This is a genomic window from Alistipes sp. Marseille-P2263, from assembly GCF_018101075.1.
Lineage (GTDB): Bacteria > Bacteroidota > Bacteroidia > Bacteroidales > Rikenellaceae > Alistipes > Alistipes dispar.
Genome location: NZ_JAGQEJ010000007.1, coordinates 76857 through 97004, shown reverse-complemented (window position 1 = coordinate 97004; position 20148 = coordinate 76857). Strand labels below are relative to the sequence as shown.

At 62.5% G+C, this 20148-nt stretch carries 18 protein-coding genes; 10 read left to right on the top strand and 8 right to left on the bottom strand.

All coding sequences use genetic code 11. From position 1 onward, the window contains the following. Positions 1-10 precede the first annotated feature (10 nt). From KB554_RS09685 to KB554_RS09670, 4 genes are all read right to left on the bottom strand, one after another. The gene (locus KB554_RS09685; protein WP_211035812.1) at positions 11-3208 is read right to left on the bottom strand and encodes a TonB-dependent receptor; all 3198 of its coding nucleotides are present in this window, start codon (positions 3206-3208) and stop codon (positions 11-13) included. 273 nt (positions 3209-3481) lie between these two features. Continuing rightward, entirely contained in the window at positions 3482-4627 is a 1146-nt protein-coding gene (locus tag KB554_RS09680) for a prolyl oligopeptidase family serine peptidase (protein ID WP_232522940.1), read from the bottom strand. A gap of 106 nt (positions 4628-4733) precedes the next feature. Next, entirely contained in the window at positions 4734-5882 is a 1149-nt protein-coding gene (locus KB554_RS09675) for a DNA-binding transcriptional regulator (RefSeq protein WP_211035810.1), read from the bottom strand. Positions 5883-6627: 745 nt separating this feature from the next. Continuing rightward, entirely contained in the window at positions 6628-6933 is a 306-nt protein-coding gene (locus tag KB554_RS09670) for a DUF3467 domain-containing protein (RefSeq protein ID WP_141428231.1), read from the bottom strand. Between the two features lie 275 nt (positions 6934-7208). Between KB554_RS09670 and KB554_RS09665 the strand changes: the two genes are divergently transcribed. From KB554_RS09665 to yidD, 10 genes are all read left to right on the top strand, one after another. Beyond that, positions 7209-7886 (top strand): LysE family transporter, encoded by a 678-nt coding sequence (locus tag KB554_RS09665; RefSeq protein WP_141428232.1) that lies wholly within the window; start codon positions 7209-7211, stop codon positions 7884-7886. Continuing rightward, positions 7873-8577, top strand: a complete 705-nt coding sequence (gene cmk / locus KB554_RS09660; RefSeq protein WP_141428233.1) for a (d)CMP kinase — start codon at positions 7873-7875, stop codon at positions 8575-8577. Before KB554_RS09665 ends, cmk begins: the two co-directional genes overlap by 14 nt. Positions 8578-8595: 18 nt before the next feature. Then, complete coding sequence (locus KB554_RS09655; RefSeq protein WP_211035905.1) at positions 8596-9468, top strand: 4-hydroxy-3-methylbut-2-enyl diphosphate reductase; 873 nt, start codon at positions 8596-8598, stop codon at positions 9466-9468. A 76-nt stretch (positions 9469-9544) separates the two neighbouring features. Beyond that, complete coding sequence (locus KB554_RS09650) at positions 9545-10024, top strand: hypothetical protein (protein WP_211035808.1); 480 nt, start codon at positions 9545-9547, stop codon at positions 10022-10024. Further along, positions 10011-11672, top strand: a complete 1662-nt coding sequence (locus KB554_RS09645) for a S41 family peptidase (protein ID WP_211035806.1) — start codon at positions 10011-10013, stop codon at positions 11670-11672. The genes KB554_RS09650 and KB554_RS09645 overlap by 14 nt, the downstream gene beginning before the upstream one ends. A 19-nt stretch (positions 11673-11691) precedes the next feature. Then, entirely contained in the window at positions 11692-12873 is a 1182-nt protein-coding gene (locus KB554_RS09640) for a HAMP domain-containing sensor histidine kinase (protein ID WP_141428237.1), read from the top strand. Beyond that, a complete protein-coding gene (locus KB554_RS09635; RefSeq protein ID WP_211035804.1) occupies positions 12873-13997 on the top strand; it encodes a DUF4271 domain-containing protein in 1125 nt (374 codons plus the stop codon). The genes KB554_RS09640 and KB554_RS09635 overlap by 1 nt, the downstream gene beginning before the upstream one ends. Before the next feature lie 33 nt (positions 13998-14030). Continuing rightward, positions 14031-14897 carry a uroporphyrinogen-III synthase gene (locus KB554_RS09630; RefSeq protein WP_141428239.1) on the top strand — a complete coding sequence of 289 codons (867 nt, stop codon included), beginning with the start codon at positions 14031-14033 and terminating at the stop codon, positions 14895-14897. A 72-nt stretch (positions 14898-14969) separates the two neighbouring features. Continuing rightward, on the top strand, positions 14970-15278 hold the full coding sequence (locus KB554_RS09625) for a ribonuclease P protein component (RefSeq protein WP_232522958.1): 309 nt from the start codon (positions 14970-14972) through the stop codon (positions 15276-15278). Then, positions 15235-15495, top strand: a complete 261-nt coding sequence (gene yidD, locus KB554_RS09620; protein WP_141428241.1) for a membrane protein insertion efficiency factor YidD — start codon at positions 15235-15237, stop codon at positions 15493-15495. The genes KB554_RS09625 and yidD overlap by 44 nt, the downstream gene beginning before the upstream one ends. 180 nt (positions 15496-15675) lie before the next feature. Here the strand turns inward: yidD and KB554_RS09615 are convergent, their stop codons facing one another. The 4 genes from KB554_RS09615 to upp form a co-directional block, all read right to left on the bottom strand. Next, positions 15676-16587, bottom strand: coding sequence for a cation diffusion facilitator family transporter (locus tag KB554_RS09615; protein ID WP_141428242.1), 912 nt, complete (start codon positions 16585-16587; stop codon positions 15676-15678). Position 16588: 1 nt separating this feature from the next. Beyond that, complete coding sequence (locus KB554_RS09610) at positions 16589-17518, bottom strand: helix-turn-helix transcriptional regulator (protein ID WP_141428243.1); 930 nt, start codon at positions 17516-17518, stop codon at positions 16589-16591. A 74-nt stretch (positions 17519-17592) separates the two neighbouring features. Beyond that, positions 17593-19428, bottom strand: coding sequence for an LTA synthase family protein (locus KB554_RS09605; RefSeq protein ID WP_211035802.1), 1836 nt, complete (start codon positions 19426-19428; stop codon positions 17593-17595). Between the two features lie 52 nt (positions 19429-19480). After that, positions 19481-20137 carry a uracil phosphoribosyltransferase gene (gene upp / locus KB554_RS09600; RefSeq protein WP_141428245.1) on the bottom strand — a complete coding sequence of 219 codons (657 nt, stop codon included), beginning with the start codon at positions 20135-20137 and terminating at the stop codon, positions 19481-19483. Positions 20138-20148: the final 11 nt, after the last annotated feature.

The window sequence follows — 20148 nt, the reverse complement described above, 5'->3', positions numbered from 1 at the left end:
GTTCGTAGATTTAGAATGAGAGATCCACACCGAAGGTGAAGGTACGCTGCTGCGGGTAATAACCCGTCGGAACGTTCGCGCTTTCGGGGTCGATCCATCGGAACTCGGTTGCCGTAAGCAGGTTGTTGCCGCTGAAATAGATACGAAGGTTGTCGATACCGATGCGGTTCATCCAACGCTTGGGAAAGGTATAACCCAACACGACATTCTTCAGACGCAGGTAGGCTCCATTGCGTTTCCAGAAGTCGGAGACCTGGGCGTTGTTGCCCGCCGACGATTTGGTTACCGACAGACGCGGATACTCCGCATTCGTGTTGTCCGGACGCCAGGCTCCCTCGACCAGATAGAGCGGTGCATTGTCGTAATTGCCGTACCAGGGAACGGTCAGCGGGGTCTGGTCCGCCACGCCGTTGTTCCAGGTAGCCTGGAGCATACGGTCGCAAAGAGCGGCTCCCTGCAACTGCACGGAGAGGTCGAATCCCTTGTAGTCGGCATCGAGCGACAGCGAGAACATCATCTCCGGCATACGGCTGCGGGCAATCCGTACATAGTCGTCGGCCGTAATGGCTCCGTCGCCGTTGATATCGACATATTTGATATCACCCAGACGGGGCTGCACGCCGATCGGTTTCGGCGCATTGGCCAGCTCCTCCTCGGTCTGATAGAGGCCGTCGGACTTCAGGCCCCAAAGAGCTCCGAGCGACGACCCGAGCACGTTCTTCCACGGCAGCGTATTGTCGGCCTGCTGCTTGCTCAGAATGCGGTTGCGGGCGAAGGTGAGGTTGCCCGTGACGCCGTAGCTGAACTTGCCGATACGGTTGCGGTGGCGGAGCACCAACTCAAAACCGCGGTTGTCGAAAGTACCGTCGTTGATATAGGCCGGATAGTGGCCGCCCAGCGAAGGAGGATAGATGCCGCCGATCGACTGCAGGATGTTGAAGGTGTACTTATAGAAGTAGTCGAACTCCACGCCCAACAGGCCGTTCCAAGCGCTCATCTCGAAGCCGATATCGTAGGTACGCGTCCGCTCCCAGGTCAGATCCTCAAAGGGGAAGGCCACCGAGTTGGAGAGCGTACCCTGCGAGGCAGGCGTGCTTCCGAAGGCCACGCTGCTGGCATTGTAGGCAAACTGTTTGCGGTAAAGGAATGCCGTTACGTTGTCGTTACCCAGCGTACCGATCGAACCGCGCAGCTTGAAGTATTCGATTTTCGGGAGTGCAGACTGGAAGAAATCCTCCTGCGACATCACCCAACCCACGGATACCGAGGGGAAGAAACCCCAGCGATGATCCTTGTGGAAGAGGTACGAACCGTCGTAACGGAACGAGGCTTCGATGAGGTATTTGTCATCGTATGCATAATTCAGACGTCCCACGAAACCGGCAAAGGCCGACTTTCCGGACGAAGAGGCATTCGTGGCGGTCGTCGGATCACCGAAATTGAGCTCCGGAAGATCGAACACGGGGAAATCGCGGCGTCCGGCGTTCATCGATTCCGAGGTATAAGTCGTCTGCTCGTAGAGGAACAGGGCTCCCACATCGTGCTTGCCGAACTTGTTCGCATAGGAGATCTGCGGACGCAGCACCACGCGCTGGTCGTTCGAATGGGCCACGTAGAGATTGCCGTCCGGAGTCAGATTGGCCGCATTTACGAGCGAATACTTGCTCAGAGGATCGGCTCCGATGCCCGAACCGCGCTGGAACGTATAGGCCAGCACTTCGTAGGAGTGCGAGAAGGTACGACCCGTATAGTAATGGTAGTCCCAACTGGTGAACATGCCCAGTTTCAGACCCTTCACGAAAGGAACCGAATACTCGACGTTGGCCGAGGTCTCCAGACGGAGGTTGCGCGACTTGCTGAAGCCGGAGTGGGCCGAACCGTATTCGGGGCTGGCGGCGGACCACGAAGCACGATATCCCGAGACAGGATAAACGGTTCCGTCCTTCTCCAGCCATTTCGGAACGAACGGTATAGAGTACATCATCTGATGGAAGATGTTGTAACCTTCCTGGTTGGCATACGAATAGGCTCCGGGCTGGTAGTAATCCTGCAAGGATGCCGCCACGTTGAGCTGTACGCGCAGATTGTCGTGCGGCGTCAGGTCCACGTTCGAGCGGAGGTTGCCGCGCGAATCCTCATGTCCCTTGATGATGCCTTCCTGGTTGCGGAAACCGCCGCTGACGAAATAACGGGCCTTCTCGCTACCGCCGCTCACCGAAAGGTTGTGCTGGTGCATGAGCGTCAGACGGCGCATCGGCGACATCCAGTCCGTATTCTCATAACCGTCCGACGGATCGCCGTTGTAGGTCATGGCGATCTCCTCGGGGGTGAACTGGTAGTCGGGCACGTCGTCGCCGCCCAGCTTGTCGAGGGCAAGACCGGCATTATAGTACTCCATATACTGCGTGCCGTTCATGAAATCGGGCATGGTCGTCATCTGCGAGAGCGTTACGTTGCCGCGGTAGTTGATCGACATGGCGCCCTGATGACCGCGCTTGGTCGTGATAAGGATGACGCCGGCGGCAGCCTTCATTCCATAGACGGCGCTTGCCGAAGCATCCTTGAGAATCGTTACGGTCTCCACGTCGTTCGGATCGACCGTACCCATCTGACGCTCGACTCCGTCCACCAGCACCAGCGGGCTCGAGCCGTTGTAGGAGGTATAGCCGCGCACGAGCATCGTTACGCCGTCGGATCCGGGAGCGCCGGTCGCCTGCTGCGTAATCAGTCCCGGGAGCTTTCCGACCAGGGCCTGCGAAATGGTGCTGACGGTCGATTTCTTGATTTCATCGTCGGAAACCGCCGCAATGGATCCGGTCAGATGCACCTTCTTCTGCGTACCGTAACCGACCACCACGACCTCGTCCATACGGGCCGCATCCTCCTGCATCACGACATTGATTTCCGTACGGCCGTTTATCGCCAGCTCCTGGCCTTTCATACCCAAGTACGAGAAAATCAGCACATCAGCCCGGGGGGGGGTATCCAGACGATACGATCCGTCGCTCGTGGTCATCGTGCCCACGGTGGTCCCCTTGACGATCACATTGACACCCACGAGCGGATTCCCCTGAGCGTCGGTAACGGTTCCCGAAATGTACGACTGTGCGAAAGCGGTTGACAGACCGGCTCCGAACAACATCAATACGCATGCGACGAAATGCCGCATCCGGGAAACGCGTTCTCGTTTCGAATAATTGTCCTTCATAGATTCATAGAATTAGGTTGATAGGTTGATTGAAAGCGCTTCATTGCGGATGTTCCGGTCTCCGGACACCGGCGGGAAACCGGACATGAGAACCGTCAGCACGAGTTCATAAGGCTATTTTTTTAAGGTTCGCTCATCGGATTCTCCGCAGGGGCCGCACCCGAAAAAGATGCACCCTACGGATTTTATCCAAACAAAATTAGGCAGCAAAAACGGCATTTTACGCAGAAAAAACGCAAACCGATATTCAAAAAACGAAAAACCAGCCCTTTTTCACCTGTTCACCGTCTCAGGATGCAACCAGAACTCGAAAAAGGCATAGGCCAAGGCGTTCGACAGCGAATCGGGATCGTGCAGCGGCCGATTCGTCATGGCGACACGCCCTTCGTATCCGAGCAGGCGGTTTACGGCCACCGCATGATTGAGTGCCGTCCAGCGTTCGGAACCGTCCGAACAGCCTCCCGACACGAGGAAAGGCCGGGGCGCCATCAGGGCGTGCAGCTCATGCAGATCGTGCCCGTCGCGGCGCAGCGAGGGATATGCGCCGCGGGCCTTCACGGCACCCTGCTCGTCCCAGGTATGCTCCCAGGGCGGCGGATAGTAGCCCAGATACCAGGGCTCCCAATAATTGACATACCCCCCTTTCGTCTCGTCGAAGACCACGCCCGGATCGCCCCAGACCGCACAGGCGAACTTCTCCCACAGACACGAGGCGAACATCGCCCACTTGCCACCGTAGGAGTGGCCCATGACGCCGATGCGCGTGGAATCGACCTCGGGAAACCCGGCCAGCGCCTCCCAGGCATTCGCAGCGGCGTATGCCAACGCCGACAAGGGCTGCAACGTCGCGCTATCGACCGAGGGATAGTAAAGCGAATAGGTCTTCGTACGGGTGGTTTGCGTCGTCCCGAGCGAAAGGGCGACAAAGCCCCGTTCGGCAAGGCGGAGCGCAAAATCCCGATTCGGTTTGCCGCCCAGGCCGACGGCTGTCTCCGGTTCGTAGAAAAGGGTGATGACGGCGGGTTTGCGACCTTTGCGGTGCGGGACGAGCAGGTATCCTTCGGTCGTTTCCGAAGGCAGCCAGCGGAACCGGACGCGATAACGGTCGAAATCCTCACCCGGAAGCGTATCGGCATATTCGAAGCGCTGTCCCGCAATCACCGGCGGCCAGGCGCCCAAAAGCGAATCCCAGCGGGTGCGGATCTCCGCACGGCGGCGAACCCAATCGGCAGCCGTCCTTACGCTGTCGCCGTTGTAGAAAAGCAGCGGAGAACGATAGGTTCCATACTCCTCCCGATAGATTTCGGGAGGTTCGGTAAAGGGCCGCAATTCCCGCCCGAGCTCCGCTGTTCGGTCCCGGGCATCCCGACAGCCCGTCAGCAAAGCCCCCAGCAGCAGGATACCCGATAAAAATTTCATGTCGCGCATAATGATCCGCCGGAGCTTCGCACCCCGTAGTACAAAGATACGGGGCACCGCCACGGATCGGTCGTCGAAAAACGAAAAGCGTGTTTCGAAAAACGCACTATTTGCCGGCCGAACGCCGCTGACGGTATTCGATCGGCGAGCAACCCATAAACTTCTTGAAAATCCGCGAAATGTTGTTGCAGTCGCGGAAACCCGCCTCGCCGGCAATCTCGGCCAGCGGGAGATCGGTCGTCAGCAGCAGGTTGGCAAAACGCTTCACGCGGCACTTCAGCACATACTGGTATATGGAGGTGTTCATGACGCGCTTGAACTTGAGTTCGATGTTGCGCCGCGAAAGCGGAATCTGCCCGATGATCGCATCGATCGTCAGATCGGCCGCGATATGCCGCTCGATGTATTTGACGATCCGCAGCACGTAGGGATCTTCGATATTGTGTTTCTCGGTCGATTGGCGCAGTTCGATGCGGATCGGGTTGATCACCACGTTGAAGGGCCCCACGAACTCCTTGCGGATCTGCCTATGGAGCAGCTTCCCGACAGCATAACCGCCCTTCTCGACCTCCAGCTCGATCGACGAGATCGGCGGATCGGAGATGTTGCAGATCAGCTCGTCGTTGTCCACGCCCAGCAGCGAGACATCCTCCGGAATGGAGATGTTCTCCATTTTGCATATCTCCGAGATAATGAGTGCATGGGCATCGTCGCAGCAGAACAACGCCACGGGTTTGGGCAGTTCGCGCAGCCAGCGGCCCAACACCTCGCGGTTTTTCTCGCTGTCCTTTCCGGTCTCGAAGGCATGGAACGTCCCGCCGATGCGCTCCACCTCGCTGCGGTACCCCTTGCAACGTTCGTCCGACCAGACGACCCCCTTGACGCCGAAAAAGGCGAAGTTACGGAACAGGCGCTCGGCAAAGAAACGGGCCGCCATCAGGCCCGTGCCTTCGTAGTCGCCGGTCAGATTCGAATAGGTCGTACTGCGGTGGCGGTAGTTCTGCAGGACGACCGGAATGTTCAGCTCCTTGAGCAGATCCATCGCGTCGTCGTTCCACTGGCCGATGATGGCGTCGGCCTTCCACGCCTTGGCCCACTCGAGGATGCTCCGCTCGCCGTTTTCGATGCTCCTGTAATAGGAGGGCAACCGGTAAAAGAGCCACGGACCGTTCTCGCGCGAATAGCGCACGATCCCCCGAAGCAGGTTGCGGTCGAAATCGTTCGCGCAATCGACGAGCAGCAGAATCCGGATCATAGCGTTTGTTCATTGAGAATCGGCCGCGGGTTCTCCGTCCGGCAGAAAACGGCCGCCGATCGCCGCCTCGAGACGGAGAAACGGGTCCGTCAGGACGTCGAACCGCGTCCGGTCCGACCGCCCCGCGTTCGCGCCGCCCACGATCACTCCGCCGTATTCGCCAACTTGGGGACAAGCGCCCGTTCCGCACGGCAACAGGAGCCGCGCCCCAATCGAAAAGATTCGTTTTTTCAATTCAGATATTCGGAAATTTTAAACTCAAAGACCTTTCATCCGCTCGGAACCCGTCCGAAAACCCGCCGGTCGAATCAAAACACCAATGCCTGCCGATGAAAAATCCACACATATCCCTGACATTCACCAAATAACAGCAATCGGACCATTAAATTACGAATCAGCGCATGCACAACGCCATCGTAAAGTTCAGAAAAAACCGTGACATCCGCAATCATTTCGCAGAAAATCGTGCGAACAATAACGACAACGCCCCCGATGCCGCGGGCTCCCCCTTTCGGATCCGGACGCGACCGCCTCTATCCCAGCCGGAGCGCTCGGCCATGACAGCGCGCCGCCGTGCCGGAAGGACGGCCGACGCAGGATGCGCTCTACGACTCCAAGGCCATACCGGCGTCACCTGCCCGACAGCCGGAAACGGGCGGTTCCCGAGGACGCTACGGCAGAAGAAGTCGGGAGGGCGCTCTTCCGCCGGAAAGAGGACGCGGAGCTTGCCGCCCCGGACGGCCCGTCAGGCCTGCCCCATCTTGGGCCCCGCGTCGGGCGTCCCGGCCGGCGTCGGAATCTCGATCTTGCCCACGCTGCTCTCGTAACGCACGATGTTCTCCTGCAACGAGCGCAGCAGCCGTTTGGCGTGTTCGGGCGTGAGGATGATGCGGCTCTTGACGCGCGCCTTCTGCACGCCGGGCAGGACCGCCGCGAAGTCGATGATGAACTCCGATGTGGAGTGCGATATGATCGCCAGATTCGAATAGTGGCCCTGGGCCACGGCTTCGTCCAACTGGAGGTCGATTCCGAATTGTGTCGTCTCTGCCATAAGCGTTTCGTCTTTGTCATACAAAAATAGGGGCTTTCGGGCTCCGGTATGCGGCCCCGCGGCCAAAATTTCGACATTTTATCAACAGAACGCCCGCATCGGACGAAATCCGCAATATCGCGGACGAATCCGGGAACCGTTCCCCGAAAAGCCGCGCCGACGCCCTCCGACCCGCATTTCCGCATCCGACGGCAGCCCGGGACGGGGCAAATAAATTTGTTTCTGCGCACGGGTTGTATTATCTTTGTTCCCTAAAAACCCGGTAAGCCGAGAAAATGACATTCGGAATCCTGAACGATCTCTTCCGCGGTATCTGCGTGGGGGTGGCGGCGTCGATCACGGTCGGCCCCGTGGCCGTGCTCTGCATTCAGCGCACACTCTCGAAAAGCCGCCGGTCGGGCATCGTCTCGGGTATCGGCGTGGCGTGCGCCGACACCTTCATGGCCATGGCCGCACTGTTCTTCTATTCGATGCTCCAGACGCAGATCGAACAGTACAACACGCTGCTGCGCGTCATCGGCGGCATCTTCGTCGTCATCGTCGGCGTCTTCATCTTCGCCCAGAACCCCGTGCCGCAGATTCGCCGCAACCGGGCTGGCAAAACCTCGCTCTGGCAGGATTTCGCCTCGATCTTCGGACTGACGATCGCCAACTTCATCATGGTCATCCCCTACATCCTGGCCTTCTTCGCCGTCTTCAAGATCTCGAGCGGCGACGTGACCGGCTCGGGATTCAGCGGCTTCGTGCGCTCGGTGTTCGTCATCGCCGGATTCCTCGGCGGCGCCACGGCATGGTGGACCCTGCTGGCGTGCGTCATCAGCCTGTTCCGCCGCCGGTTCCGTCCGCGGCACATGCTCACGATCAACCACGTCGCGGGCCTCATCATCGGCATCTTAGGCATTTACACCATATTATCCACCTTCTACGCCATCTTCCCCAATGTCGGACACTAAACAGCACAGAATCATAATCGCCATCGACGGCTTCTCGTCGTGCGGCAAGAGCACCTTCGCCAAGGCCATCGCCGCACGGCTGGGCTATATCTTCATCGACACGGGCGCCATGTACCGCGCCGTGACGCTCCATGCGCTCGAACACGGCGCGATCCGCTCGGGCATCGTGGACGAGGAGGCCGTGGTGAAGCTGCTCGGCGAAACCGCCATCACCTTCCGCTTCAACCCCGAACGGGGAGCCAGCGACATCTATGTGAACGGCGACCTGGCCGAAGGGAAGATCCGCACCATCGAGGTCTCGAACTGCGTGAGCCGCGTGAGCGCCATCCCCGAGGTGCGCCGCAAGCTCGTGGCCATGCAGCAGGAGATGGGACGCCGCCGCGGCGTGGTGATGGACGGCCGCGACATCGGCACGGTGGTCTTCCCCGACGCCGAACTGAAGATCTTCATGACGGCCGACCCCGCCGTGCGGGCGCGGCGCCGCTACGACGAACTGCGCGCCAAGGGCGACGACGTGTCGCTCGAGGAGATCGAACGCAATGTCCGCGAACGGGACAGGGCCGACATGAGCCGCGCCGTGTCGCCCCTGCGGCAGGCGCCGGACGCGGTCGTGCTGGACAACAGCCGCATGAGCGTCGAGGAACAGATGGCGTGGTTCATGGAGCTGTTCGAAAGGAGAATCGCGGAATAACGACGCCGCATGGAGCCGGTGCACATAGAGATCGACGACAAATCGGGATTCTGCTTCGGCGTGGTCCGGGCGATCACCGAGGCCGAACGGGCCCTCGGCGAAGGCGGCACGGTCTATTCGCTGGGCGACATCGTCCACAACCGGATCGAGGTGCAGCGGCTCGAAGCGCTGGGGCTGCGGACCGTGACCCACGCCGACATGCCGCGGCTGGCCGGCTGCCGTCTCTTCATCCGCGCCCACGGCGAGCCGCCGACGACCTACGACGCGGCCCGCAGGCTGGGTATCGGGATCATCGACGCCACCTGTCCCGTGGTCGCACGGCTGCAACGGCGGGTCAAGCAGGCGCACGAGGCGATGCGCGCCGTCGGCGGACAGGTGGTGATCCTCGGCAAGCGGGGCCACGCCGAGGTCGTGGGGCTGACCGGACAGGTCGCCGAGCCGACCGTCGTCATCGAGCGCGCCGAAGACCTCGCGCAGATCGACTTCGCACGGCCGATACACTTCCTTTCGCAGACCACGCAGAGCATCGCCCTGTTCGAAGAGCTCGGCGCCGAAATGCGCCGCCGGGCGGCCGATCCGGCGCAGGTGCGCCTCGACGACACGATCTGCCGGCAGGTCTCGGGCCGCGAGGCGCACCTGGCGCAGTTCGCGGCGCGTTTCGACGCCGTCGTGTTCGTCTGCGGCCGCAAATCCTCGAACGGCAAGGTCCTCTACGAGGTGTGCCGCCGGGCCAACCCCCGCTGCCGCAACATCGAGGAGCCCGCGGAGCTGGACCCGGCATGGTTCGAGGGAGTGCGGTCGGTGGGCATCTGCGGCGCCACCTCGACCCCCAAATGGCTCATGCAGCGGGTCGCGGAGGCGATCCGTGCGATGGGACCCGAAAGCGAATGAACCGCCCGCTCCGGAAACGGCCGCCGCTCCCGGCAGGGCATCCGACAGAATACACGACACGCAAAATTTCGAACTTATGAAACGTTATTTGATCCGCTCGCTGAAATATTTCGCCGCCCTCTGCGTTCTCTGTATGGCGATCATGGCGCTGAACCTCACGACGGGCATGGCCTCGCTCTCTCTCGAAGAGACGCTCTACGTCATGTTCCACACCCCGCGGGGACTTCTGCTGCCCGCCGTCATCGTCCTGCTCGCGGCCTTCTATCCGCGGTTCGGATTCATCGTCCGGCGAGTCGAGGGCGACGTGGAGGAGCACCGCGAACAGATCGTGAACGCCTTCCGCTCGGCCGGCTTCGAGCTGCGCCGCGAAGAGGACGACGCACTGTTCTTCCGGGCCAAGGGACCGCTGCACAGGCTCCTGCTGCTGGGCGAGGACGAAATAAAGGTTTCGCAATACGGACAGTGGATCGAGCTGGAGGGTATCCGCCGGGGCGTGGCCCGGGTCATCTACCGCCTCGATTCGCACATACGCATGGCACGATATGACAAAGAGTAGAAAATACCGCATCCTGGCCCTCGCGGCCGGGCTGGCCGCCGTGGCGGGCGCGACGATCCATGCGTCGCACAACGACTTCGGGCTGGGCCGCAACATGGAGATCACGGTCAATATGATGCGCGAGCTGTCGCTCGGGTACGTGGATCCGATCGACCCCGACCGTCTGATGGAGGGGGCCGCGGCGGGCATGGTCAGCGACCTGGACCCCTACACGGAGTATATTTCCGAGGAGGGCATGTCCGATTTCGAGCTGCTCACCACGGGCAAATACGGCGGCGTGGGGGCGCTCATCCGCAAGAAGGGCGACTGGGTGGTCATCGCCCAGCCCTACCAGGGCACTCCGTCGGACCGCGCGGGGCTCAGGATCGGCGACCGGATTCTCGAAATCGACGGCAGGGACGCCCGGGGCTTCACGACCGAGGAGGTCTCCTCGCGCCTGAAGGGCGAGCCGGGCAGCCGGGTGAAGGTGACGGTCCTGCACCTCGACAGCACGCGGCAGACGGTGACGCTGCGCCGCGAGCGGATCGCCATTCCCGGCGTACCCTACGCCGGCTGGGCGGCCGACGGCATCGGCTACATCCGCCACAGCGACTTCACCGAAGGATGCTACGAGGAGATGCGCGCGGCCGTCGAGCGGCTCCGCGCCGAGGGCGGGCTAAAAGGCCTCATCCTCGACTACCGCTCCAACGGCGGCGGCATCATGCAGGAGGCCGTGAAGATTCTCTCGATGTTCGTCCCCAAAGGCACGGCGGTCGTCACGACCAAAGGCCGCAACGAACGGCAGGACTACCGCACCGAGTCGGAGCCGATCCTCCCGGACCTGCCGCTGGCGGTGCTGGTGAACGGCAACACGGCGTCGGCCTCGGAAATCGTGGCCGGCGCGTTGCAGGACCTCGACCGCGCGGTGCTCATCGGCCAGCGGAGCTTCGGCAAGGGGCTCGTGCAGACCACCCGCCCGCTGGGTTACAACACGATGCTCAAGCTCACCACGGCCAAATACTACATTCCCTCGGGCCGCTGCATCCAGGCCATCGACTACTCGCACTCGCAGGAGGGCTCGGTGCGCGTCGTTCCCGACTCGCTCGTTTCGGAGTTCACGACCCGTGCGGGCCGCAAGGTTTACGACGGCGGCGGCATCATGCCCGACATCGCCACCGAACCGGAGTACATCTCGCGCTTCGCCGCGACGCTCTACGCGCTGGGCTTCATTGAGGATTTCGGCGACGACTACACGCGCCGCCACCCGGGGCAGCGGATCGACCTGCGCACCTTCTCGATCACGGACGCCGACTACGCCGACTTCGTCGAGTTCATGCAGGACAAGGAGGTTCCCTACGAGTCGGACACGCGGCGGGCGCTCAAGGCGCTGAAAAAGGCCGCCGAGGACGACCGCTTCGCCGAGCTGAAGGAGCGTTTCGAGCGGGTGGAGGCCGAGCTGAAGGACGACACGCGGACCAACCTCGAAACCTACCGCGAACAGGTCGTCGATGCCATCAACAACGACATCGTGCTGCGTCACGGCTACACGGCCGGAGTGATCGAGCACGCGCTGCCCGGCGACCGGGAGGTGACCGAGGCCGTCGCCGTGCTGCGCGACTCCGCGGAATACGCGCGCATCACCCGCGAGCAGGACACCCGGCGCAAATGACCCCGAAAAAGACGTCGCGATGAAAAAGTGGTGCACCAATCTGCTCTCGTTCCGCAACCGCGTGGTGGTGATCGTCGTCGGCATCTCGCTGGGGGCCATGTCGCTGCTCTACACCAACGACATGGCGCGGCGGCTCAGGGAGAAGGAGCAGCACGACGTGGCGCTATGGGCTCACGCCATGGAACGCATCAACCGCGACGTGCTGGGCGGCAGCACCTTCCAGGACCCGCTGCTGCGCGACATCATGTCCAACGGCAACAACATCCCGTTCATCATCACCGACGAGAACCTCCGGGTGGTGCATTCGCACCTCATCCCCGACCGGATCATCGAACACCCGGACCGGCTGCGCGAACAGATCGACCGCTTCACCGAGGAGAACACCCCCATCCCGGTCAAGGTGCTCTGGTCGGCGCAGCACTACCACATCATCTTCTACGGCAAGTCGGCGCTGCTCAAGTCGCTCTACTACTTCCCCTACGTCCAGATACTCGTCATCACGGCCTTCATCGCGCTGGGGTTCATCGCCTTCCGTTCGTCGAAGCACGACGAGCAGAACCGCGTCTGGATCGGCCTGGCCAAGGAGACCGCCCACCAGTTGGGCACGCCCACCTCGTCGCTGCTCGGGTGGATCGAATACCTGCGCGCGCAGCCCGTGGACCAGTCGGCCGTGGACGAAATGCAGAAGGACCTCACGCACCTGATGAAGATCGTGGACCGCTTCTCGAAGATCGGGTCCGAAACCCCGCTCACCCCGGCCAACATCAACGAAGTCGTGGGCGAATCGGTCATGTATTTCCGCAAGCGCATCCCCCGCAACGTCACGCTGGACTACAACGGGCTGGCCATCGCCCCCGTGCAGGCCAACATCAACGCCGCGCTGTTCGAGTGGGTCGTGGAGAACCTGATGAAGAACTCGCTCGACGCCCTGCAAGGCCACGGAGCGATCGCCGTGCGCATCTCCTCGGACGAACAGCACGTGATGATCGACGTCAAAGACACCGGCAAGGGAATCCCCAAGAGCAACTGGAAGCGCATCTTCGAACCGGGTTTCACGACCAAGACCCGCGGCTGGGGCCTCGGGCTGTCGCTCTCGCGCCGGATCGTCGAGGAGTACCACCAGGGTAAGATCGCCGTGACCGAATCCGAAATCGGAAAGGGCACGACCATCCGCATCACCCTCAAACGCATCTTCGCCTGATGGATGCGCGGACGGCATATCCGGAAGACGCCGCGTTTCCCGTCGATTCCCTCTCCGGCGCACACGCCCCGGCCGGGACAACCGCCGGAATCCGCACCGCAGAGACCCGCGCCGCAGCACCATACGGAGCCGAGGTTCCGAAGGCCGCACCCCGTGCCATAAACGCCGCAGAGGCTTCGGACGCGGGACGCTCCGATTCGTCCGGAACCGCCCCGTTCCGGGCGGAGGCACGGACGGAAATGCCGGCCGGCACCCTGCCCGCACCCGCGGATTCGCTCCGCACGGATTCGCTGCACGCCGACTCGCTGCCGGCGTTTCCCTTTCCGGTGCAGTCCGGCCCGGCCGACCTCCCCGGAGAGACGCCCGCCGTCCGCTGGCGCGACACGACCGCCGCCGCGGTCTTCGGTCCGGCCTCGGTCGAAGCGGCCCCCCGTACGCTGCCGCCCTCCGGCGCGCCGTCGCTCACGGACAATGCCGTGTTCCAGAGCTTCGTCCTGCTGCTCGCCGCCTCCTACGCCACCCTGCTCTACCGCAACATCGGCGACATCCGCACCCTCGTGGGCCACATCTCGCGCGACGCCGCCTCACGGCAACGTCTCTCCGAGGATCCGGGCAGTAGCGGATTCTCGCGGTTTCTGCACATCGTCACGGCGATCGGAATGCTCTTCCTGGGCGTCTTCGCCGTGAAATACGGCGACGCCCTGATGCCCCGCCTGCTCACCGACACGCTCTCGCACGGCGCCGTGCTGGCCATGAGCCTGCTGGCCACGCTGGCCTGCACGGCCATCGTCGCCTGTCAGGCCGCGCTCGTCCGCATCGCCGGGGCCGTGACCGTTTCGCAGCCGTTCGTCTCGCAACTGATGCTGCTCCGCCGCACCTATTTCGCACTGGCGGTCATCGTCACCTCACCCGCGCTGCTGCTCTTCGCGCTCTGTCCCCGCGGTACGGGCAACGTGTGGTTCTCCGTCATTACCATCGAATTAGCCATGACGGCTTTCTTGTACCTCAAAGAGTCGCTGAATCTGTTTATTTCCAAAAAAATTTCAATTTTGCATTGGTTTTTGTACCTTTGCACCGTGGAAATCTTCCCGGTGAGCCTTCTGTGGCTGTCGCTGGTGAGGTGACCCCCGAAAGCTACAAACTAAACATCTCCGCAATTGAAAGTAAAGAGTGTGCTCATTTCGCAGCCGAGACCCGCTAACATCGAGAAGTCTCCGTTCTACGAATTATCCCGGAAATACCAGGCAGAGATCGCCTACAAGCCTTTTATCCGCGTAGTGGGCGTATCGCTCAAGGAGTTCCGCGCTCAACGGGTCGAAATACTCGACCACACCGCCGTCATCTTCACGTCGCGCACGACGGTGGACAGTTTCTTCCACATTTGCGAAGAGGCGCGCATCACCGTGCCCGAAACCATGAAATACATCTGCCAGACGGAGGCCGTGGCGCTCTATCTGCAGAAATACATCGTCTATCGCAAGCGCAAGATTTCGTTCGCCGACGGATCGTTCACTTCGCTCGTAGAGCTGATTATCAAGCACAAGGAGGAGAAGTTCCTCTTGGCGCTGAGCGAACCCCACAAGCCCGAGCTGCCCGAGACGCTGGCCAAACTCAAACTGCCGGTGGACCCCGTGATTCTCGCCCGCACCGTGGCATCGGACCTCGACGACGTGAAGCTCTCCGATTACGACGTGCTGGCGCTCTACTCGCCGACGGACATCAAAACCCTCGTAGAGAAGTTCGGGACCGACAACCTGCCCGCCGTGGCGGTCTTCGGCGAAGGCACGCTGCGCGCCGCCGTGGAGGCGGGAATCACCGTGCTGGCCAACGCCCCGACGCCCGAAGCCCCTTCGATGGCCAAGGCTCTCGACATCTACCTCGCACGGGTCGAGGCGGGCGAGGAGATCGAACCCGTCGCCGTCACGACCGACACGCGCAAGGAGGAGTTCATCCGCAGCCAGCAGCACAAGCTGACCAAGAAGAGCCGCGTGCGCCGTCCCGGAACGGCGGAACCCCGCAAATAGAGACCCGCCATGTCCGACGACCGCTCGCTTCCCCGCACGGAACGGCTCCGTTCGCTCGGAGCCGTCCGGCGCCTGTTCGAGAGCGGCGAGAGCGGCTTCGTCTTCCCGTTCCGGTACGTCTGGTTCGCCGAGGCGGACAGCGTGCCGTCGGTGGAGGTGCTCTTCTCGGTCCCCAAGAAGTTCCACAAACGGGCGAACCGGCGGAATCTGCTGCGCCGCCGCACCAAGGAGGCCTACCGGCTGCAAAAAGGGATCGTCCGCTGCGGCGCACCGGTCAATCTCGACCTGGCCCTCATCTACTCCTCGAAGGAGGCGCTGCCCTACAAAACCATCGCACATGCGGTCCGCCGGATTCTGGAAACGATCGCGGAGCGTCTTTAGGCGGCTCTGCGCCCTGCCGTTCATCGTGCTCGTGCGCTTCTACCAGCTCTGCATCTCCCCCTTCACGCCGCCGTCGTGCCGCTTCACCCCCACCTGCTCGCAATACGCGCTCGAGGCGCTACGAAAATACGGCCCCCTGAAGGGCGGCTGGCTCGCCCTGCGGCGGCTCGCCCGCTGCCATCCCTGGGGCGGCAGCGGTTACGACCCCGTGCCGTGACGTCGCAAAAAAGACCGCCGGCACACGGGGCCGTCCGGGCTCCCGCATGAAAGCCGCGCCACCCCGGCCGGCTGCCGGGCTTTCCCCGCAACGGAGAGGAAAGCCCCCGGAACAGAAACTCCGGTCCGGGAACGACCCGAACCGGAGGCTCTCCAGCATTCGTTATTTCAACCAATCATTTCAGTCGCACAGATCGCAGCAGCGGGCCGCCGCCGACTCGAATTCGAGCGTCGCATGGGGAATGCCCTCCCCGGCGAGCCGCTCCTTGAGCCGCCGTTTCACCTCCTCCAGCCGGGCGAGGTCCTCCAGCACGACATGCGCCGTGAGGGCGTTCTCGGTGGTGCTCATCGCCCAGATATGGATATGATGCACCGCCCGGACCCCCTCCACGGAGGTCATCTCCGCCTCCACGCGCCCGACGTCGATTCCCTCCGGCACGCCGTCGAGCGAGAGCCGCAGGCTGTCGCGGGTCAGCGACCACACCGAAGCCACGATCACTCCGGCCACGGCCAGCCCCACAACGGGGTCCACGACCGTCCAGCCCGTCCACGAGATCACGACGCCCGAGACCAGCACGCCGATCGACACCAGCGCATCGGCGGCCATGTGCAGGTAGGCGCCCTTCACGTTGAGGTCTCTCTCCTTGTCCTTCATGAAGAGCCACGCCGTAAAGCCGTTCACGACGACCCCGACGCCCGCCGTCCACGCGATCGCCCCGCCCGCGATCGGCTCGGGATGCAGCATCCGCCCGATGCTCTCGGCGACGATGACGCCCACGGCGATCAGCAGGATCACGGAGTTGAGCAGCGAAATGAGCACCGTGCTCTTCTTGTATCCGTAGGTGTACCTGGGCGTGGCGTGCGCCTGCGCCAACCGGAACGCCAGCATGGCCAGCAACAGGCCGGCCACGTCGGAGAGGTTGTGCCCGGCGTCGGAGAGCAGCCCCATCGAACCGTAGAAAAGTCCGACGGCGAACTCCACGACGACGAATCCCACGTTGAGGACGATCCCCACGAGAAACGCCCGGTTGAGCGACGTGATCCGGTGCTCGTGGTGGTGATGGAGCCCGGCGTGTGCGTGTTCGTGTGCCATGTCACAGATCCGTTATGGTGTCCTTGATCTCGGACAATTCGACCAGCTTATTGACGATGGCGTAGATCGTCAGACCCGCCGCGGAGTGTATTTGCAGCTTCGCGGCGATATTGCGCCGGTGCGTGATGACGGTGTGGGCCGATATGCAGAGCGCCTCGGCGATCTGCTTGTTGGTCATGCCCTTCACCACGCAGACGATGATCTCCCGCTCGCGGGCGCTCAGCGGCTCGGGCTTCTCGTCGCGGACGCCGTCGGCCGCCAGCCGCTCGACGGCCGGAATGAAGATGTCGTCCTCCACGGCGTTGTGCGACGCCAGCTCCTGCTCGCAGGTGAAGATGTCGAACAGCACGCCGTTGAGCTCGTTCGTGCTGCCCGAAGGGTAATACTTGATGATGATGTTCTTCAGCTCGCGCAGCTTCGCATCGACCTGGTCGTGCTGGCGGCGGAAGACGTCGATCGAATAGGCCGTATTCTTTTCACCGGCCAGCAGCGACTCGACGTACGGGAAGACGGTCTGCTCCTCGTAGGACATGTGCCGCTGCACCTCGGCGGCGTATTCGTCGAAAAAGCGCATGATGGCGAACGACACGTCGTTCTGCGCGCAGTCCACCGCCTCGATCAGCTTGCGGCGGATGGCCGGCAGGCGGAAGTCGAGGAAGTAGCCGTGCGAATTGTGGAGGTAGTCCGTAAGCGCCCGCACCGACACCCCGGCAGCCGCCTCCGAGGCGTTGCAGCCCGCATTCATCTGCATATTGACCACGGCGAGGAAGGTCGCCGTATCGACCTTGTTCTCGGCGCACACCTCGGCGATGGTCTTGTCGCCGAATCCCAGAGCGATTCCGAAGCGGCTCATCACCTGCAAAACAGGGTATCGGTCGCAGACCAGATCGCACATCCGGTCCTCGCCCGTGTATCCGCTATTTCCATACATACATATAGGTATTTTTATCGTTTGCAAAAATAAGCCGGGCCCCGTTGCGGAACAATACCTAAAACAGGGTATTCTCAGCGCCCCGCGAGATCCGTGTAGGTCGTCTGCAACATCGTGCGCCCCACGTCCAGCAGCTCGGGGTTCGTCGCCGACACCACGCGGTCGCCCGTGGCGTCCCAGATCGCTTCGCCCGTGGCGTCCACGACGCCGAAGCCGTCGTTGAACGTGTAGTAGGCGAACTTGCGGGGGGGGGCCGGGGCGAAAATGTCCTTGCTGTACTCGAAATCGTCGTGCCCGATCCCCAACTGGCCGAGCAGCGTCGCGGCCAGGTCGATCTGCGAGGCGTACTCCTCCACGACACGCGGCGCGGCGACGGCCCCGCCCGTCCAGATCATCGGAATCCGGTGACGCAGCGGCACGTTGTAGGGCAGCGTCTTCGGATAGGGATAGCCGTGGTCGGCGACCAGCACGACGAGGAGGTTCCGCCACGCCGGAGAGGCTTTCAGCCGGTCGATCATCGCCCCGACGCACGCATCGGAGAAGGCCATGGCGTTGAGCACCTCGTTTTCGAATTTCGCATAGGGAACGTCGAAGGGCTTGTGGCTGCTCAGCGTCAGCAGCCCCGCCAGAAAGGGCCGGCCCGCGGCGTCGAGCGCGATGACCCGGTCGGCGAACCAGTCGCACATGACCGCATCGTCGTAGCCCCAGTCCGCGGGCGGCGTGTCGAAACGCAGGTCCTTCTGCCAGACAAGTTCCTGCCATCCCGTAGCGTACATGTACTGCGCCTGGTTCGTGAAGTTGAGATCGCCGCCGTAGGCGAAACTCGTGGCATACCCCTCCCGGCCGAGCGACCGGGCCACGGAGGGCAGCGTGCGGCTCTTGGCCGGCAGCTTCATGACCGACGTCTTCGTCTGGGCCGGGAAACCGCTCAGGATCGCCACCTCGCCGCGGTCCGTGCGGAACGAGTTGGCGAAGAAGTTCTCGAACCACACCCCTTCGCGCTTCAGCCGCTGCATGTTGGGCATGACCGGTTCGCCGTCCACCTCCTCGTCCATCACCGTGCGGGCGAAACTCTCGAGAATCACCACCACGACATTCGGCCTGAGCGTGTCGAGCACCCGCACTGCGGGTTCCGCGTTCCGGCCGTTTCCGCGCAGGGCGTCGAACCGCACGGCCCGCGTCCGCTCGTCGAAGAAGGGATAGGCCGCAGCGTAATCCGCATTGTCGCCCAGACTCGACAGAAACGAAAAGACGGGGTTCGTCGCCGCATGGTTGAGGAACATCTCGGAGCTGAAATAGACCTTCGACACGTTGGCCACCGAAGCCCCCGTACCGCCGCGGATCGCCAGGAAGTCGCCCCCGGCCAGCAGCAGGAAGAGCAGCGTCGCGGGCAAAGCGCGCCGCGCGCCGCACGGCTCCCCGTCGAAGAGCCGCAGCACCCGGCCGTAGAGCCACACCATCGCCGCCGTATATACGCCTCCCAGCAGGGTCTGCCGCACGCCCAGCGCCCAATCGACACTCGCCATCGCCTCCTTCGGATCGGCCAGATAGATCAGAATCGTGGAATCGAGCCGGAACCCCCAATGCTCGTACAGGGCGACATCCACGGCGAAAACGACGGCCGTCAGAAGCGCGACGAGGACGAAATAGCCCGTCATCACCCGCCTCCAGAGGCGTTCGGGGAAGCGCACCCAGCACGACAGCAGGGTCAGAAGCAGCGGCAGCGCCGTCACATACCCCGCCACCGTCGCATCGAGCGACAGTCCGTGCCAGATCACGGCGCACCAGCCGCCGAAACCCGCGCCGGCCGCCTCCGCGGCGTACCACGCCAGAAAGACGGGCTTCTGCACCGCCATCGCAAGAAGGGTCGCGCCGAAAACGGCAAGAACGAACGTAATTTTTCTTTTCATCTCCAGTTTTTCCCGCGGTTATCGTTTCTCATCCGCCGCCCGGACGCCGGAATCAGAGCTTTTCGCCGTAGGCCAGGTCGCCCGCGTCCCCGATTCCGGGCACGATGTAGGAACGCGACGTAAGCTCCTCGTCCACGGCGGCGACCCAGATGGAGGTCGTCTCGCGCGGCATGTGCTTCATCGCGTAGTCCACACCCTGCTCGCTGGCGATGACCGAAGCGACGTGCGTATGGGCCGGCGTCCCGCCCTTCTCGCACAACGCATTGTAGGTCAGTGCGAGCGACGTCCCGGTGGCCAGCATCGGATCGACCAGCAGCAGCGTCTTGCCTTCCAGGCTGCCGCACGAAATGTACTCGACCTTCACGGTGAACTTGCCGTCCTTCGTGCTCTTGCGGTAGGCCGACACGAAGGCGTTCTGCGCGTCGTCGAAATAGTTGAGGAATCCCTGATGGTAGGGAAGCCCGGCGCGGAGGATCGTGGCCAGCACGATCTCGTTCCCGATCGTCTCGACCGAAGCCTCCCCCAGCGGCGTCGTGACGATCTGCGGCCGGTAGGTGAACTCCTTCGAAATCTCGTAGGCCATGATCTCGCCGATCCGCTCCATGTTGCGGCGGAAGCGCATCGAATCCCGCTGAACCGCCTTGTCGCGGATCTGGGCGATGAACTTGTTGAGAACGGTGTTCTGCCGGGAAAGAATGTGCAATGTCATACGGTTATGTG